Annotated in this window: 16 protein-coding genes; 7 read left to right on the top strand and 9 right to left on the bottom strand. The window is 70.9% G+C overall.

Features of this window, described 5'->3' with window-relative positions:
- Positions 1-69: 69 nt before the first annotated feature.
- Entirely contained in the window at positions 70-288 is a 219-nt protein-coding gene (locus tag VIB55_RS20310; RefSeq protein ID WP_331878494.1) for a DUF3072 domain-containing protein, read from the bottom strand.
- A 181-nt stretch (positions 289-469) separates the two neighbouring features.
- Here VIB55_RS20310 and VIB55_RS20305 point away from each other — a divergent pair, with 181 nt between their 5' ends.
- Both VIB55_RS20305 and VIB55_RS20300 read left to right on the top strand, forming a co-directional pair.
- Positions 470-1,411 carry an ABC transporter ATP-binding protein gene (locus tag VIB55_RS20305; protein ID WP_331878493.1) on the top strand — a complete coding sequence of 314 codons (942 nt, stop codon included), beginning with the start codon at positions 470-472 and terminating at the stop codon, positions 1,409-1,411.
- A complete protein-coding gene (locus tag VIB55_RS20300) occupies positions 1,404-2,432 on the top strand; it encodes an ABC transporter permease (protein ID WP_331878492.1) in 1,029 nt (342 codons plus the stop codon). The genes VIB55_RS20305 and VIB55_RS20300 overlap by 8 nt, the downstream gene beginning before the upstream one ends.
- Before the next feature lie 75 nt (positions 2,433-2,507).
- On the opposite strand, the gene VIB55_RS20295 is transcribed toward VIB55_RS20300, so the two are convergent.
- A complete protein-coding gene (locus tag VIB55_RS20295) occupies positions 2,508-2,879 on the bottom strand; it encodes a hypothetical protein (RefSeq protein ID WP_331878491.1) in 372 nt (123 codons plus the stop codon).
- A gap of 284 nt (positions 2,880-3,163) precedes the next feature.
- Here VIB55_RS20295 and VIB55_RS20290 point away from each other — a divergent pair, with 284 nt between their 5' ends.
- From VIB55_RS20290 to VIB55_RS20275, 4 genes are all read left to right on the top strand, one after another.
- Entirely contained in the window at positions 3,164-3,673 is a 510-nt protein-coding gene (locus VIB55_RS20290) for a sigma-70 family RNA polymerase sigma factor (RefSeq protein WP_331878490.1), read from the top strand.
- Positions 3,670-4,449: a hypothetical protein gene (locus VIB55_RS20285; protein ID WP_331878489.1), complete on the top strand. Its 780-nt coding sequence runs from the start codon at positions 3,670-3,672 to the stop codon at positions 4,447-4,449. The genes VIB55_RS20290 and VIB55_RS20285 overlap by 4 nt, the downstream gene beginning before the upstream one ends.
- Before the next feature lie 35 nt (positions 4,450-4,484).
- Positions 4,485-6,698: a TonB-dependent receptor gene (locus VIB55_RS20280; protein ID WP_331878488.1), complete on the top strand. Its 2,214-nt coding sequence runs from the start codon at positions 4,485-4,487 to the stop codon at positions 6,696-6,698.
- 74 nt (positions 6,699-6,772) lie between these two features.
- Positions 6,773-7,546 carry a hypothetical protein gene (locus VIB55_RS20275; RefSeq protein WP_331878487.1) on the top strand — a complete coding sequence of 258 codons (774 nt, stop codon included), beginning with the start codon at positions 6,773-6,775 and terminating at the stop codon, positions 7,544-7,546.
- Between the two features lie 76 nt (positions 7,547-7,622).
- On the opposite strand, the gene VIB55_RS20270 is transcribed toward VIB55_RS20275, so the two are convergent.
- The 7 genes from VIB55_RS20270 to VIB55_RS20240 form a co-directional block, all read right to left on the bottom strand.
- Complete coding sequence (locus VIB55_RS20270; protein WP_331878486.1) at positions 7,623-8,477, bottom strand: hypothetical protein; 855 nt, start codon at positions 8,475-8,477, stop codon at positions 7,623-7,625.
- A gap of 114 nt (positions 8,478-8,591) precedes the next feature.
- A complete protein-coding gene (locus VIB55_RS20265; RefSeq protein ID WP_331878485.1) occupies positions 8,592-9,620 on the bottom strand; it encodes a PAS domain-containing protein in 1,029 nt (342 codons plus the stop codon).
- A 71-nt stretch (positions 9,621-9,691) separates the two neighbouring features.
- Positions 9,692-10,297, bottom strand: a complete 606-nt coding sequence (locus tag VIB55_RS20260; protein ID WP_331878484.1) for a DUF4276 family protein — start codon at positions 10,295-10,297, stop codon at positions 9,692-9,694.
- A complete protein-coding gene (locus VIB55_RS20255) occupies positions 10,294-11,484 on the bottom strand; it encodes an AAA family ATPase (RefSeq protein WP_331878483.1) in 1,191 nt (396 codons plus the stop codon). Before VIB55_RS20255 ends, VIB55_RS20260 begins: the two co-directional genes overlap by 4 nt.
- A gap of 56 nt (positions 11,485-11,540) precedes the next feature.
- The gene (locus tag VIB55_RS20250; RefSeq protein WP_331878482.1) at positions 11,541-12,551 is read right to left on the bottom strand and encodes an amidohydrolase family protein; all 1,011 of its coding nucleotides are present in this window, start codon (positions 12,549-12,551) and stop codon (positions 11,541-11,543) included.
- The gene (locus VIB55_RS20245; protein WP_331878481.1) at positions 12,548-13,435 is read right to left on the bottom strand and encodes an alpha/beta hydrolase; all 888 of its coding nucleotides are present in this window, start codon (positions 13,433-13,435) and stop codon (positions 12,548-12,550) included. Before VIB55_RS20245 ends, VIB55_RS20250 begins: the two co-directional genes overlap by 4 nt.
- Positions 13,432-14,886, bottom strand: coding sequence for an NAD(P)/FAD-dependent oxidoreductase (locus VIB55_RS20240; RefSeq protein ID WP_331878480.1), 1,455 nt, complete (start codon positions 14,884-14,886; stop codon positions 13,432-13,434). Before VIB55_RS20240 ends, VIB55_RS20245 begins: the two co-directional genes overlap by 4 nt.
- A 156-nt stretch (positions 14,887-15,042) precedes the next feature.
- On the opposite strand from VIB55_RS20240, the gene VIB55_RS20235 reads away from it, so the two are divergent.
- Complete coding sequence (locus tag VIB55_RS20235) at positions 15,043-15,351, top strand: hypothetical protein (RefSeq protein WP_331878479.1); 309 nt, start codon at positions 15,043-15,045, stop codon at positions 15,349-15,351.
- Positions 15,352-15,576: the final 225 nt, after the last annotated feature.

Below are 15,576 nucleotides of genomic sequence, written 5' to 3'. Positions count from 1 at the left end.
CCGTGACGAAAGCGGGCCGGAGCCGTGGGATTGGCTCCGGCCCGCTTCGCTATTTCACGCGCAAGTGGATCAGCGGCCGCGGCCGGTTTCGTCCTTGAGCTCGTCGATCTTCTTGGAGGCCTCGGCCTTCGTGAGGTCGTCCTCCACCTCCACGTGCGCCTCTTCGGCCAGCGGGTGCAGGTACGAGCGCTGGGCGCCCGTCATCGGCTCGTCGCCCGTGACCCAGTTGTCCGGGTCCTTGATCATGTTGCTTTCCTCGGCGTGCTCCTGCGTCGCTCGATCGGTCATGGCCCGTTCTCCCGGATGTGGTCCAAGTAGTTGTCGGTCAACCTGTTGGACGTGTACATCAGCAGGAAGCATACCAAAGATACACCGAAGATTGCGGCGCCTCGCTCTCGTGCACCGCGGCCGCGGCACCGGCCGTGCGAGCGTGGCCGTTTTTCTCCCCCGGTGAACGGAGACGCGAAGTTTGGAACGGACGGATGTACCGACGGAGCCCGCCATCCGCTGCCGCGGCTTGCGCAAGCGGTTCGGCGGCACGGTGGCGGTGGACGGCATCGACCTGGAGGTACGCCGGGGCGAGTGCTTCGGCCTGCTCGGGCCGAACGGCGCGGGGAAGACGACGACGGTGGAGATCCTGGAGGGGCTGCAGCCCCGCGACGGCGGCGAGGTGCAGGTGCTGGGGATGAGCTGGGAGAGCGACGCAGCCGCCATCCGCCAGCGCCTGGGCGTGCAGCTGCAGGAAAGCGAGTTTTCCGACCGGCTGACGGTGGAGGAAATCGTACGGATGTTCCGCTCGTTCTACCGCCAGGGACCCACCCCCGACGAGCTGATCGACTTCGTACAGCTGGGCGAGAAGCGCCGGGCGCAGGTGCGGCACCTGTCCGGGGGCCAGCGCCAGCGGCTTTCCGTGGCCTGCGCGCTGGCGGGCGACCCCGACCTGCTGTTCCTGGACGAGCCCACCACCGGGCTGGACCCGCAGTCGCGGCGCCAGCTGTGGGACGTGTGCGAGGCGTTCAAGGCGCGCGGCGGCACCATCCTGCTGACCACGCACTTCATGGACGAGGCCGAGCGCCTCTCGGACCGCATCGCCGTCATGGACCACGGCCGGGTGATCGCCCACGGCACCCCGGCCGAGCTGATCGCCTCGCTGGGCGGCGCACACGTCATCGAGTTCGCCGCCACTGCGCAGCCCTCGGACGACGAGATGCGGGCCATCCCCGGGGTCACCCGCGTTTCCACCCACGCCGGCGCCACGCAGCTGACGGTGGAGGAAACGCACCGCAGCCTCCCCGCGCTGCTGGACGGCATCGCCGCAGCCGGCGGCGTTCTCACCGTGCTGACCACCCACCGCGCCACGCTGGAAGACGTGTTCCTGGCGCTGACCGGACGGGAGCTGCGCGATGAGTAGCGCCCTTCGCGAGCTCACCCTCGCCCGCATCCGCGGCTTCGTGCGCGAGCCCGAGGCGCTGTTCTGGACCTTCGGGTTTCCCATCATCATGGCGGTGGGGCTGGGCCTTGCCTTCCGCGAAGCCCCGGCCGAGCGCGCCGCGGTGGGCGTCGAGCAAGGCTCCGTCGCCGAGCGCTACCTCCCCGCCCTCCGCCAATCCGCCGAGGTGAAGGTGACGGTGCTGGATGCGGACGCCGCCGAGCGCGCCGTGGCCCGCGGCGACGTCGCCGTCCTCCTGGCGGGTCGCGACCGGCTGACCTACCGCTTCGACCCGGCCCGGGCGGAGAGCCGCAGCGCGCAGCTGATCGCCGACCGCGTCGTTCAGCGCGCCGCCGGGGCCGTGCCGCGGGTGCCGACCATCGACGACCCCACGCGGCGGCCGGGCGGGCGCTACATCGACTGGGTGATCCCGGGGCTAATTGGTCTGAATTTGATGTCGACGGGAATGTGGGGGATGGGCTTCAGCCTGGTGCAGATGCGGCAGAAGAAGCAATTGAAGCGGATGTCGTCGACGCCCATGCGGCGGAGCGACTTCCTGCTGGCGCAGATCCTGGCGCGGCTGGCGTTCGTGGTGCTCGAGGTGCCGCCCATCATGCTGTTCGCCTGGCTGGCGTTCGGCGTGCAGGTGAACGGGTCGCTGGCGCTGCTGGCGCTGGCGGTGGTGCTGGGCGCCATGACCTTCGCGGGCCTGGGGCTGCTGGCGTCTACCCGCGCGCGGACCATCGAGGGGGTCAGCGGGGTGCTGAACCTCGTGATGCTGCCGATGTTCGTGCTCTCGGGCGTGTTCTTTCCCGCCAGCCGCTACCCCGACGCGCTGCAGCCCTTCGTGCAGGTGCTGCCGCTGACGGCGCTGAACGACGCGCTTCGGGCCATCTACAACGACGCGCTGCCCCTGGGGGCGTTCGCGGGCGAGGTGGGGATCCTGCTGGCGTGGATGATCGGGTCGTTCCTGCTGAGCGTGCGGGGGTTCCGCTGGCAGTGAACGGGCGGGCGCAAAACGCGCGGGGCGGCCCCCGCAGTGAACGAGGCCGCCCCGCGCGCCCGCCGCACCCAGCCTTCAGGCCGGCAGCAGCGTAGCGGTGAGCTCCTGCGTCTGGGGCCCGCAGGTAGCGCCCGGAACCACGATGCCGCTGCGCGTCCACACGGCCGACCCGGGCCGCCCGACGCTCACCGTGTAGGTGCCTGCCGGCCCGATGGCGGCCAGGTAGCGCTCGCTGCCCGCCCCCAGGTGGCGGAGCGAATCGCCCACGGTGCCGGTTTCCCATCTGCCCGTGACTTGCATGTCCACCCGCTGCTGGGTGGGCCCGTCCACCACCCGTATGACGACGGCCGGGCTGGCGACGTCGGGGCAGACGGCGTTCACGGCCATGTCGTTGCATGCGCTGGCGGCAACGGCCGCCGCGAGGGCGGCCACGATCGGCCTCTTCATCTCTTGTCCGAATCCGGCTGACTGGAAATTTCGCACATGGCGGAAGCGACTTCGGGCCTACAACGAACGTCCCTTGCAAGTCGTGACACGCGGAGCCCTTGCAGCGTTGGGGACGGCGTGTCACGATCGGCGCTCCACGGGCGTTCTTCCCCCGTCGGACGCGTGGCGCAGGGCGCCGCGCCGCGTTATCCCGCTCCTGAAGCGATGATCGAGCCCACGTGCCGAGCAGCCACGCCGCCCGCCCCGCGCCGGACGCCGCCGCACCCGCGGCGCCGAGGCCGGTCTTGAAGGCCGTTCCCACGAGCGCCCCGGACTACGACGCGCTGTTCCGCGACGTGTATCCGTCGCTGTTCCGCTACCTGCACCGGCTGACGGGCGACCACGACCAGGCCGAGGACATCGCGCAGGAATCGTTCGTGCGCCTGCTGGGGCGGTCGCTTCCGGGCGACGAGGCGCGGCTGTGGCTGTTCACGGTGGCCACCAACCTGTTCCGCGACGGGGCGCGCACGCGCAAGCGCCGCGAACGGCTGCTCACGGCCACCCCGTGGAAGCCGTCGGCGCTCCCCGCGCCGGACGTGGAGGCGGAGCGAAAGCACGCGGTGCTGCAGGTGCGGCGCGCGCTGGAGCAGATTCCGGAACGCGACCGGCAGATGCTGCTGATGCGCGAAGAAGGCTTCAAGTACGACGAGATCGCCCGCGTGGCCGGTGTGGCCCCGGGATCGGTAGGCACGCTGCTGGCCCGCGCAACCAAGCGGTTCCTGGCGGTGTACGACGGAGAACGGGAGGACGGATGACACACCTGGGTGAAGGCACCCTTCTGGAGCTGCTCGACGGCGAGCTGGCGCCCGACCGGCGCGGCGCGGCCGACCGGCACCTGGCCGCGTGCGCCGAGTGCGCGGGCGAGCTGGCCGAGCTTCGCGCGGGCGGCGAGCGGGCCTCGGCCCTGCTGGGGCTGGCCGACGTGCCCGCCCCCGTGATGCGGGCGCAGGCCGAGTTCCACCGCCGGCGCCGCGCCGGCCGTCCGCTGGCGGGTGCCGGGCCGGCGCTTCCGCGCGCCGCCGCCATCGCGCTCACGCTGGCCGTCGCCGGGGTGGCCGCGGCCGTGCCCGGCAGCCCCGTGCGCGGCTGGCTGGGCGGCGCGGCGGTGGAGGAAAGGCCCGCCGAGCCGGTACGGCTGGAGCGGGCACGCGAGGCGCCCGCGGTGGCACCCGCGGTGGGGCCCCTTCCCAAGGCGGTCTCCATCCTTCCCGACGCGGGGCGCGTGCGGGTGGTGGTGTCGGGCTCGTCGCCCGAGCTGCGGGTGCGGACACGGCTGACGGACGGACCGAATGCCGAGGTGCACGCCACCGGCCCCGCCGCGTCGGCGCGGTTCCGCACGGCGCCGGGGCGCATCGAGGTCGTGGGCGCCGGGCCGGGCGAGGTGGTGGTTCACCTTCCCGCGAGCGCCCGGGCGGCGTTCCTGGAGGTGAACGGCCGCGTGTACGCCGCCAAGGAGGGCGACTCGCTCCGTTCCCTGCAGCCGCGGGTGGACGGATCGGCCGCCGAGCCCGTCTTCCGCGCCGGGCCCTGATGTCCATCCGCTTCCCCGCCGCCGTTCGCTGATCGATGTTCACCGCGCTGTTCGCCGCCGCACTGATCGCCGCCGCCCCGGCCCAGGACACGGCCCGTGGCGTCATCCGCGGCACCGTGCAGAGCGACCCGTCGGGGCTGCCCGTGGCCCTGGCCGTCGTCGAGGCCGGGTCCGCCCCCCGCACGATGGTGGGAATGGCGGACAGCACGGGACGATACTCCCTGCGGGTGGGCGCCGGCTGGCAGGTGGTGCGCGTGCGGCACCTGGAGCACGCGCCGCAGGAGATGCAGGTGCTGGTTCCCTCCGGGGGCGAGGTGGTGCTCGACGTGGCGCTGGAGCTGCGGCCCATTGCCCTCGCCGCCGTGCGCGTCCACGCCCTGGGCGACCCGCGCGCCGACAGCATCTCGGTCCCTTCCACGGACGTCAGCTACCTGATCGGCCACCGCGCGCTGGGTGACGGCGGCGGGCTGGACGGGGCGCTGGGGCAGGAGTACGAGCCGGCCAGGGAGCCGGCCGGCGACGACGGCGACGCGCTGTACGTCCGCGGGTCGGCGGGAATGCTTCAGCTGGTGCTGCTGGACGGCGCCCCCGTGTACGCCCCGTTCCACACGGGCGGGCTGCTGGAAACCTTCGAGCCCGGGGTGCTGGGCTCTGCCCGGCTGTACCTGGGCGGCGCGCCCGCGCGCTACGACGGCGGGCTGTCGTACGTGATGGACCTTTCCACCCGCGGCGGAAACGGCGACGGCCATTCGGGCGCCGGGGCGGTGGACATGATGGCGGCGCGCGGGCGCGCCGAGGGGCCGCTGGGAGACGGGGCGCGGTACCTGGTATCGGCGCGCACGGTGCACGGCGCCAGCATGACGCAGCTGGAACGCGAGCCGTTTCCGTATCAATTCGGTGACGCGCTGGCGCGGGTGGACCTGCCGATGCCGTCCGGGGCGCTGTCCGTCACCGGGTTCATCAACCGCGAAGGGGTGCGCATCGACACCGCCGGCCCCGGCGACGGCCATGGGCGGTGGGGCAACCTGGCCACCTCCATCCGCTGGCGCGGACGGCTGCGCGGCGCCGACGCGGAGCTCACCGTGGCGGGCGGGCGCTTCGACGCCAACCTCCCCCAGCGCGACTCCGCCCGGCTGCTGAAGCTGGAGTGGCAGCAGGAGCGGCTGCGGCTGGGGCTGGACCTGGCCAGCGACCTGGGTGGGGTGCGGCTGCGGTACGGCGCGTCGCTGGACCGCACCTGGTTCCGGCACATCGCCAGCGTTCCCGAGGAGTACCGGCTGCTGCTGTACTCGCGCGGCGCCGGCTCGACGGCGGGGGGCTACGTGGACGCGTCGTGGCAGCCCGCCCGGCGGGTGGTGCTGCGCGGGGGCCTTCGCGGCGACCACTTCTCGGTGGGCCAGGTGGCCAAGGTGGCGCCGCGCGCGTCGGCTACCTGGCTGCTCTCGGACGGCGCGGCGCTCTCGCTGGCGGCCGGGCGCTACCACCAGTACGTGCGCGTGCCGCGGCCTTCGCTGCAGGCGGGCGCGCCTCCGCGCAACAGCGCCGACGCGATCCGCGTTCCCACGCAGATCGCCATCGCCAGCGCCACCCACCTTTCCATGTCGCTGGACCAGGAACTGGTGGCCGGGGTGCGGCTGGGGCTGGAAGGGTTCTACAAGCGCTTTCACGGCCTGCCGCTGAAGGACGCCAGCATCTCCCACAACTCGGGGGTGGACGTGTGGGTGCGCCGCACGGCCGGCGAGGTGACCGGCTGGCTGGGGTACTCGCTTTCGTGGGGGTGGAACTCGAACGAGGGGATGGGCACCTCGGCCGAGTTCGTGGGCCGGCAGACGGTGAGCGCGGGCGTCCGCGGCCCGGTGTGGCGCCGCGCGCTGATGGGGCTTCGGGTGGCGTACGGCGATGGCCTGGCCTACACCCCGGTGGCCGTGGATGGGCAGGCGGAGGCGCTGGCCGGGGCGAGCCTTCCCGTGTACCGAAGCGGCAACTCGGTGCGGCTGGACAGCGACTCGCCGCTGCGGGGGCCCTCCGCGGACTTCCTGCGCGTGGACGCCGAGGTGTCCCGCACCTGGACGCCCATGGTGGCGGGCCGCCGCACCCAGCTGACGCCCTACCTGAAGGTTCTCAACGCGCTGGAAAGCCGCGACGCGCTGTTCTACCGCTACTTCGCGGAGGGCGGCAACGGGGCGCGCCTGCAGCCGGTGGCGACCCTGCCCGTGGTGCCGGTGGTGGGGGTCGCCTGGCACTTCTGACGGTTGAGAAAGCCGGGAAGTTTGCATAGCTTCATCCCCGCCCGCCGGTTCCCTTCCCCAAAGTCAAAAACGCCATGCACGCCCCCATGCTGCGCCCGCTGAACGTGGGCGAGATCCTGGACCGCTCGTTCGCGCTGTACCGCAGCCAGTTCGCGCCCCTGCTGGGCACGGCGCTCACGCTGTACCTGCCGCTGGCCATGATGTCGGCCATCTTCGGCGTCGCCGCGGCGTCCGGGTCCGATGCGGCGCTCGTGGGCGGCGGCATCCTGGTTTTGCTGATCGCGCCGATGATGCTGATCGGCGTGGTGCTTTCCGTCGCCGCGCTGACCTACCAGACCAGCCGCGCGTACATGGGGCATCCGGCCACCGTGGGCGAGGCCGTGCGCCACGGCTTCGCACGGTTCTTTCCCCTGGCCCTGGCGATGATCCTTACCGGCATCGCCATCTTCCTGGGGCTGTTCGGGCTGCTGATCGGGGCCCTGATCGTGTACGTGCTGCTCTTCGCCGTGGTGCCGGCGGTGGTCATCGAGCGCCGGGGGCCGCTCTCGGCGCTGCAGCGCTCGGCGGAGCTGGCGGAGGGCGACTGGTGGCGGATCTGCGCCGTGGTCCTGGTCGCGGGGCTGATCGCCACCCTGCCGTCCATGGTGGTGGAGTTGATGCTCGCCTCCGCGGCCGGCGCCGACGACCCGATGTCGCAGGGGTTCGTCAGCGCGCTGGGGGCGCTGGTGAACGCGCTCACGTATCCGTTTTCGGTGGCGGCCACGGTCATCCTGTACTACGACCGCCGGGTGCGCGCCGAGGGGCTGGACGTGGAGCTGATGGCCGCCACGGCCCCAGTGCCGGCCTGAAAGCCGGATCGATCCCGACGAAACGCGGGCGGGCCGAATCATCGGCCCGCCCGCTCTTTTTCCGTCGATCCGGCCTCTACCAGTCCATCCCGGCGGAAACCAGGAGGCCCCATTCCGGGCTGAACAGAGTGTATCCCGCCACCGCCTCGGCCAGCAGCCAGCGGCGCCCGCCGGCACGCACGCCCAGCCGCACCTCGCCCAGCGACTCGTTGCCCCGGATCTCGCGGCGCCGGGGCCTGCCCACCTGCTGGCCCAGCACGGTGAGCATCGGGCGGAGGGCACCCACGTCGTACTCGGCGCGCAGGGCGTACACCAGCAGATCGTCCTGCTCGAAGGTGGGCCGTCGCGTGCCGAAGATGCCCACGCCCGCCTCGGCCTGCAGCGCCACGGGCCCGCGTACGGTGCGCCCGCCGAGAGTGGCCATGAAGTCCGTCGCGTCGCGGTCCAGCCCCACGGCGTTGTCCGTGGTCGGCAGCCGCGTGCCGAAGCGCAGGGCGGCGGCCACGGGCGCACCGTCGTTGGTCAGGCGGACCGCGGTGAGAATGCGGTAATCGCCCGCGTCGTGGCGCTTTCCGTCATCCGCCGGCTTGACGTACGGCTCCGGCGCGGCGAACGACGATCGTTCGTCGAAGTACCGCTGTACGGTGCCGCCGCCCTCCAGCACCACGCGCCCGGTGCGCCAGAACGCCCGCCAGTTTCCCGCCTCCACCAGCGTGCCTTCCGTTCCCGCCAGCGACGCGCGCTGCCCCGCCATCCACCCGCCGCCGGCCTGAACCGAGACGGTCCGCCCGCCGTCGAACATCCGCCACTCCAACGCGTCCAGCGGCCGCAGCTGCGCCGATGCGCGCGACGCGAGGACGCACAGCGCCAGCAGAAACGCGGTTCGCCGCGCCTGGCGGAGCGGCGCGGCGAACGGGGTCGGGCGCATCATCCGTGGCTCGACAGGAGAGAGGGATGCGGCGGCGTCAGGCCGGTTTCAGATCTCGCGCATGGTGAGCACGGCACCCAGCTTCTTGCCCTCGGCGAACACGGGCCGGGCGCTCCCCTACAGCCGCGCCTCCGTGCCGTCCACCCGCCGCACGAGCCACCGCTCGTTGGTGACCACTTCGTCGTTCAGCGCCGCGCGGGAGAGCGGAAGCTCCTGCGGGGGGTACTCGCTCCCGTCCTCGCGCAGCAGGTGGTACTCGCGCGTGTAGGCGTCGGGCGCCACGTCCAGGCGCACCGTTCCGTGCATCCGCTCCGCGGCCTCGTTCACGAACCGGATGCGCCCCTCGGCGTCGGTGACGATCACGCCTTCCAGCAGCTGCGCCAGGATGGCCCTGTGCTCGGCCGCCGCCCGCTGCATCTGCGACCGCTCGGCCACGAGGTCCGTTACGTCCACGCTCAGGCTGAGGATGCCGGACACGCGGCCATCGGCCTCGAACAGGGGCTGGTAGATGACGTTGAAGCACCCCTTCACCCGTTCGCCGGTGCCCGTGGGATCGAACTCCACGGGCATCTCGTGGCCTTCGAAGGGCTGGCCGGTGGCGTACACCTGGTCCAGCAGCTCGAAGAAGCCCTGGCCCTCCAGCTCCGGAAAGGCGTCGCGCACGGTGCGGCCTTCGACCTCACGGTCGCCGATCAGGCGAAGGCCCATCTCGTTCACGACCTCGAACCGGTGCTCCGGCCCGCGGACGATGCTGATGGCGATGGGCGCCTGCCGCACGATGCTGCGCACCGCTTCGCGCACCGCCTCGCCGTGCTGCCGCCGGGCGATTTCGGTGATGTCGCTGAAGAGCAGAAGGATGTGCCCCTCGTCGGAGGGCGCTGCGCGCACCTTGTGCCACACGTACAGCGAGGGGTAGAAGTGCTCGACGATGCGCACCAGCCCCTGCTCGCGCGCCGCGCGCACCTCGCTCTCGAAGCGCGTGCCCGCGACGTCGGGAAGTGCTTCCCACACCAGCCGCCCGACCAGGTCGGCGCGGCGGCGGCGGAAGAGGGTTTCGGCGCGGCGGTTGGCTTCGGTGATGCGCCAATCCGCGTCCAGCACCAGCACGCCGTCGGTTACGTTGTCGAGAATGGTCTGCAGCATCATTTTTCTCGCTCGAGGCACTTGATCCACGCGAGAATCTAGCGGCTGTCCGCGGCGGGGGCGAGCGGCGGGGTTCAATCGGCCGTCGCTGCGAGGTACTGGAGCAGGCGTTCGCACCGCTGTGCGCGTGCCCGGACGGTGGCGGGATCCAGGTTTTCGAGGATCTTCGGGGCGTGCCGCGTCTTGTGATAGGGGCCCGGCTTCGTGTTGCGTGTGGCGTCCTTGAGCGCCTTTTCCACGTCTGTCTTCGGGATCTCCTCGACGTTCTTGCGCTTGGGGATGGACGCAGCGGCGAAGCCCTGCCCGTAGAACCGCGCCAGGGCGGCTGGATCAGCGATGAACCACGATTCCATCAACTGCGTCATCAGGTGGATGGAATCGTCGTGGGCGAATGTGAGATCCCAGCGATCCTGCGCAGCCAAGTGCTCGCGCTCCGTGCCACCGACTGGGCCCTCCGCATCGACGAGCAGGAGAACGGCGGCTCCTGCGTGATCGCGAGTTCCTAGTCGGAACGCCTCGTAGGTTTCCTGTCGCGAGCCACACATCACCACGCGCAAGGTGGCCCTTGATCGGTTCCCATCCTCACGCACCTTGTTCAGGAACTGGGTGAACGCGGCGCGAAGCCAGGCCTTGCTGTCTTTTCCGCCGCCCCCTTCCACGTAGATCCGAATCTCGTTCACCAGCGGTTCCCCCCGATCTCTCCCATCCGCCAGATCTCGCCGAGAGAGTACTTCTCCAGCCACTCGCGCAGGGGCTCCGCCTCCAACCGCTTCATCGTCGTCCCATCGGGCGTGCTCTCGCAGACCAGGATGCACTCCGGCGTGCCAGAGAGGGCCGAGACGAGCGTATCAGAATGTGTTGTCACGAACAGCTGCGTCCGGTCCGATGCCTTCCGCAGCAGTTCCGCGATCGTCGGCAGGATGTCCGGATGGAGTCCCAACTCCGGCTCCTCAATCCCGATCACCGGTGGCGGGTTCGGATGCAGGAGGATTGCGAGCAGGCAAAGGTACCGCAGGGTACCATCCGACAGCCGAGTGGCTGGGATCAGCTTCCCGCCTTCCTCCTCGATGTAGAGTTGGAGCGTTCCGCCCGTGATCTTGGTCGTGACGTGCCGCGCGTTCTCGTAGAACTTACGCAGGTACGCGCTCACTTCGTCGCGTCTGGCGGAAGTTTGGCTGAGGTCGTGCAAGATCAGCCCGAGATTGCTTGCATCGGGCAAGAGAAACTCGTTGGGTAAGTCCGTTGGCTGCGGGCGGCGAACTGCGGAGCCTCGGCCAACGTCTGCCCCCGGAAAGAGCTGGATACGGCTGAACTGCTCAGCGAGGTACGTCACCTCCGGATACACGGTTGGGTCACGTCTCTGCGCAAGAATGGATTGATCGCGCCGAAACTGATCTCCGGTTGGCACGAGGGTCGGAATAGGTCCCAATGCGGCTCGAATTACCGAATCCATCCCGTCGAAGCGATAGAGTGGCTCCCCGATTCCATCCTCAGCGGGCGGGTTGACCTCGATGTGCTCGCCCGACACCGCTGCCCGACCGTTCGCATTCCAAACGCCAAGAAAGTAGTGCAGAACCGGATGAGCCGCGGACGTGGAATTCGCTACGATTACTTGGAGTGTGGCCCCAGTCGAATTGCTTGCGCCTTTGTGTAAATATTCCGACATACCGCCGCCGTCACGAAGCGCTCCCGGAAGGTCGGTAGTCGCGGCACGGAGCACGGCGAGTGCTTCCAACAGATTGGACTTTCCGGACGCGTTGGGCCCGATCAACACGTTCAGCCTCTCCAAGCTGATCCACGCTCCCGGAAAGCCGTAGGAAAGCAGATCCTCGACTTTGATTTTGAGCAGAAGGGACGGGTCGGCCATTAGCGGTTATCCGGGCATATGCAGGAGTGAGTGGGCAATAATGCATCGTCCTCAGATCAGGCGGAAGACTGACGCCCAACTCCCCAACGATCCAGGTTCGCCAGGGCCTGCGCCGGCCGGGTGAGGGTGGCGTCGGAATAGCCGAGGGCGCGCTTCATCTCGATGTCGCGCTGCATTCGGTTGCGGATGCGGTCCAGCGCCATCGCGCGCCGGGCGCCCAGCTGGCGGGCGTACCAGAACGCATTGGAGGGCACGGGGAAGTCGCTTCCGTGCAGCATCCGCGGGGCGAAGTCCGGGTCACGCGCGAAGCGGGGAAGGTGCGCGAAGCGTGGGGGGTTGGCCATCCCCGAGTTGTCGATCCACAGGTGGGGGAACTCCCCCAGCATCGTCCGCAGTAGCGGCACCTGGTCGAAATCGCCGGCGTAGGTGACGGGCACGCCGCAGTGCGCCACGATCATCCGCACCCCCAGGCGCAGCGGCAGGAGGATGCGGCGCAGGTCCTTGAGCGCGGGGTTCACCTCCGCGAAGGTGTTTTCGGACCCACCCGAGTGGACGAGGATGGGGATGCCCGTTTCCGCCAGGCGCCGGTAGAACGGGGCGAGCGACGGATCGGCCGGGTCGATGCCGTGCGTGGCGGGAAGCCACTTGATGAGCACGGCCCCGCCCTCGATGCACTCCTCCAGTCGCTCCATCGCGTCCGCCCGGTGCGGGTTGATGGACGGGCCGGGGAGCAGCTGCGGATACCGCCGGCAGACCTCGAAGACCCAGCTGGGCGGGATGAACATCTGCGACCTGGCCCGGTCCAGCGCTCCCGCCCGGCCGTACACCCCGTCGAACCCCAGCACCACCGCGTGCGTCAGCTCGCTGCGGCGTACGCGGTCCGCCACGTCCGCGGCCCAGTCCGCGTCCGCCGATTCGCGCATCTGCCGTGCGTTGATCCCGTGGCGGAGCTTCAGCAGGCGAAAGCTCATCCGCCGCATGAACGTGGGAGACACCCAGCAGCCGGAGCCGTTGGTGCCCACCCCGGCCAGGTGCACGTGGATGTCTATCCTGGGCGATTCGCTCATGCGGCTGCGGGCTGGTGCTGGCCGATCCACCGGACCACGCGTTCGATGGTGAGGCCATGGAAGGGGAGCGCGTAGTGCGACACGCCACGGAGCGAGAGCAATTCCGCGCCCGGAATGCGCGCCGCCAGCCGCTCGCCCTGCACGTGCGGGACGATCCAGTCGCCGTCGCTGTACACCAGCAGCGTGGGGTGGGTGATAAAGGCCGCGCGGGCCTCCAGGTCCAGTTCCGCGAGCAGACGCTGGACGGCGGCCACGTAGCTCCACGCGCGCCCGTCGTCATCCACCCGGCGGAACGGATAGGCCGCGCGCTTCACGGGGCCGAAGGCAGGCACCAGCCCCCACCATCCGTAGTGGCGGCGCTGCGCCAGCGTGTCGCGGCGAAAGAACCCCCGCAGCTCTCCCGCCACCGTCCGCGCGCCGATCCGCACATCCACCGGCGACGAGAGGATCGCGGCGGAAACGGCGCGCTGCAGCGACCCGGAGGCGAGCGCATCCAGCACGAGCGATCCTCCCAGGCTGTGCCCGACCACGTGAAGCGGCAGCGCGGGCCGTCCGCGCTCCGCCTGGTCCGCCGCGGCGGCGATCGCGGTGCGGACGGAGTCCGGCGCGAACACCGTGGTGCTGGCACCGCCGTGCCCGTCCACGTCGAACGAGAACACTTCGGCGCCGCTGGCCAGCAGGGCGCCGAACAGTTCCAGCAGCGGAAACACGGCATCGTTCCCCGCCCCGTGCGCGACGAGAACGCGCGCGCTCGCCACGCCGGGCGGAACCAGCCGCACCGCGCACGCCTCGCCGCGCGCCTCGGGGCGGCCGTATCGCGTTGCGTGGACGGTGGCGCCCAGCCGCGCGGCCCAGTCCGCGAGCCGCTCCGCGTAGCCCTTCATCCGGCGGGCGGGGACGAGCCCTGGGCGCGGTCGCCGCCCATCCACCCGGTGCCCTCCGCGTCCGACGGCGCCACCTGCCCCTGGGCCGCAGCCACGGCGGCGTCTCGCGCGGCGGGACGTCCTTCCGAGAGCGGCCGCTGGGCCCGATCCACCGTCCCCAGCGGCTTTCCGGGCGGGGCGAGCTCCGATCCCACCTCGCCGGTGATCAGCCGGGCTCCGCGCTGCCAGGTGAGGTAGCTCCACGCCCACTGCACCATCACCAGCAGCCGGTTGCGAAAGCCGATCAGGAAGAAGATGTGCACGAACAGCCAGGCGAGCCACGCGAACCAGCCCTCCACCTGCACCTGATGTGCCTGCAGCACGGCCTTGCGCCGACCGATCGTAGCCATGCTCCCCTTGTCGATGTAGCGAAAGGGCCGGCGCTCCTCGCCGCGCAGCGTCGCGCCGATGTTTCGCGCTACGTGCCGCCCCTGCTGAAGCGCGACGGGGCCGACGCCAGGGAGCAGATTGCCGCGCTTGTCCTTCAGGTGCGCGAGGTCGCCGATGACGAACAACTCGGGGTGGCCGGGTACGGAAAGGTCCCGCTGCACCATCACCCGGCCGACGGGGTCCGTGGGCACGCCCAGCATCCTTCCCAGCGGCGACGCGGTGACGCCGGCCGCCCAGACCACGTTGCGGGTGCGGATGCACTCGTCGCCGACGTACACCGCGTCGGGCTCGATGCGGGTGACGATGGAGCCCGTGCGCACCTCCACGCCAATGTGCTCCAGGGCGCGCCGCGCATAGTCGCTCAGTCCCTCCTCGTACGCGGCCAGCACGCGCGGCCCGCCTTCCAGCAGGATCACGCGGGCGGTGGACGTGTCGATGTTGCGGAAGTCGCGCACCAGCGACCGGCGCGCGGTCTCGGCCATGGCCCCGGCCATCTCCACCCCCGTGGGCCCCGCGCCGATGACGACGAAGGTGAGCAGGTCACGCCGCTCCTGCGGATCCGTGGCGGCTTCGGCGGCCTCGAAGGCCAGCAGAAAGCGGCGGCGGATCTCCGTTGCGTCCTCCACCGTCTTGAGCCCCGGGGCCAGCGGCTCCCACTCGGGGTGGCCGAAGTAGGCGTGCGTGGCGCCCGTGGCCACCACCAGGTAGTCGTAGTCCAGGGTGCGGCCATCCGCCAGGCACACCTTGCGCTCGTCGAGGTCGAAGCCGGTGACCTCGGCCATCAGCACCTCGGTGGCGCGGCTGCGGCGCAGGATCAGGCGGATGGGCGCCGCGATGTCGGCGGGGGACAGCGTGGCCGTGGCCACCTGGTAGAGCAGCGGCTGAAAGAGGTGGTGGTTGCGCCGGTCGACGAGCGTGGCGCTGACGGGCGCGTTGCGCAGCGCCCGCGCCGCCGAAAGGCCGCCGAATCCGCCGCCCACGATCACCACGTGCGGCACCCTGAACACCCGCGTCGAGCTCATCTGCGTAAACCTTTGCACCGTTGTCGTCGCCACGCTCCGGCGAGAACGATACCGCTTGCGGGGCACGCCCGAAACGGGTCTCTTGACCCGGGCCCAGCATGGGGGTAGCATCACCTTTTCGGGAAGTTTTAGCATTTTCCCAGTGTTTGGATCAAAATGACGGGAAACGGCGTAGACGGCACGGACGGCGCTCTCATTCCGCCCACGCGCGACGATGCGCTGGCGTTCCTGGCCCGCGCCATCGGGCCGGACCGCGCCGCGTCGACGTGGGTGCGCGCCGTTGCCGCCGCCGGAGTGGGCTCGCCGGGCGGCGAGCTCAGCGTTGACGAGATGCTGAAGGTGGCGGAGCGCCTGGCGGCCGAGCCCGGCGTGGTGGGGGTGATCGGCACGTCACTGGTGGTGCGGCTGCGGACGTACCGGCTGATGGCGTCGTCGCAGACCGATCGAGAGAAGCCGCGGGATTGAGGGCTGGGCGAGGGCGGACGAGGGCGGGTTTCCGAGTTTCGGCTGGTTTCCGTTGGGGGTGTGGGGCGGTTCGACTGATGTTGGTGCACGCCGCGGGTGGCCCCTCCCCCGGCCCCTCCCCCGGCAAACTGCGCCGGGAGAGGGGAGAACTTCGGTCGGAGACCAGAACCGCGCGCCGGCCGGGGCCCGCGCACTCGACAGCCCCGAGGGCGAGGAACGGTGCGC

This window comes from Longimicrobium sp. (assembly GCF_036554565.1).
Lineage (GTDB): Bacteria > Gemmatimonadota > Gemmatimonadetes > Longimicrobiales > Longimicrobiaceae > Longimicrobium.
This window is presented reverse-complemented; position numbering and strand designations above follow the sequence as displayed.

What these genes read in the sequence shown, in the direction of transcription:
- VIB55_RS20235 (WP_331878479.1), top strand. Translation starts at nt 15,043, where the DNA reads ATGACGGGAAACGGCGTAGACGGCACGGACGGCGCTCTCATTCCGCCC.
- VIB55_RS20250 (WP_331878482.1), bottom strand. Translation starts at nt 12,551, where the DNA reads ATGAGCGAATCGCCCAGGATAGACATCCACGTGCACCTGGCCGGGGTG.
- VIB55_RS20270 (WP_331878486.1), bottom strand. Translation starts at nt 8,477, where the DNA reads ATGATGCGCCCGACCCCGTTCGCCGCGCCGCTCCGCCAGGCGCGGCGA.
- VIB55_RS20275 (WP_331878487.1), top strand. Translation starts at nt 6,773, where the DNA reads ATGCACGCCCCCATGCTGCGCCCGCTGAACGTGGGCGAGATCCTGGAC.
- VIB55_RS20300 (WP_331878492.1), top strand. Translation starts at nt 1,404, where the DNA reads ATGAGTAGCGCCCTTCGCGAGCTCACCCTCGCCCGCATCCGCGGCTTC.
- VIB55_RS20295 (WP_331878491.1), bottom strand. Translation starts at nt 2,879, where the DNA reads ATGAAGAGGCCGATCGTGGCCGCCCTCGCGGCGGCCGTTGCCGCCAGC.
- VIB55_RS20255 (WP_331878483.1), bottom strand. Translation starts at nt 11,484, where the DNA reads ATGGCCGACCCGTCCCTTCTGCTCAAAATCAAAGTCGAGGATCTGCTT.
- VIB55_RS20285 (WP_331878489.1), top strand. Translation starts at nt 3,670, where the DNA reads ATGACACACCTGGGTGAAGGCACCCTTCTGGAGCTGCTCGACGGCGAG.
- VIB55_RS20240 (WP_331878480.1), bottom strand. Translation starts at nt 14,886, where the DNA reads ATGAGCTCGACGCGGGTGTTCAGGGTGCCGCACGTGGTGATCGTGGGC.
- VIB55_RS20265 (WP_331878485.1), bottom strand. Translation starts at nt 9,620, where the DNA reads ATGATGCTGCAGACCATTCTCGACAACGTAACCGACGGCGTGCTGGTG.
- VIB55_RS20310 (WP_331878494.1), bottom strand. Translation starts at nt 288, where the DNA reads ATGACCGATCGAGCGACGCAGGAGCACGCCGAGGAAAGCAACATGATC.
- VIB55_RS20245 (WP_331878481.1), bottom strand. Translation starts at nt 13,435, where the DNA reads ATGAAGGGCTACGCGGAGCGGCTCGCGGACTGGGCCGCGCGGCTGGGC.
- VIB55_RS20280 (WP_331878488.1), top strand. Translation starts at nt 4,485, where the DNA reads ATGTTCACCGCGCTGTTCGCCGCCGCACTGATCGCCGCCGCCCCGGCC.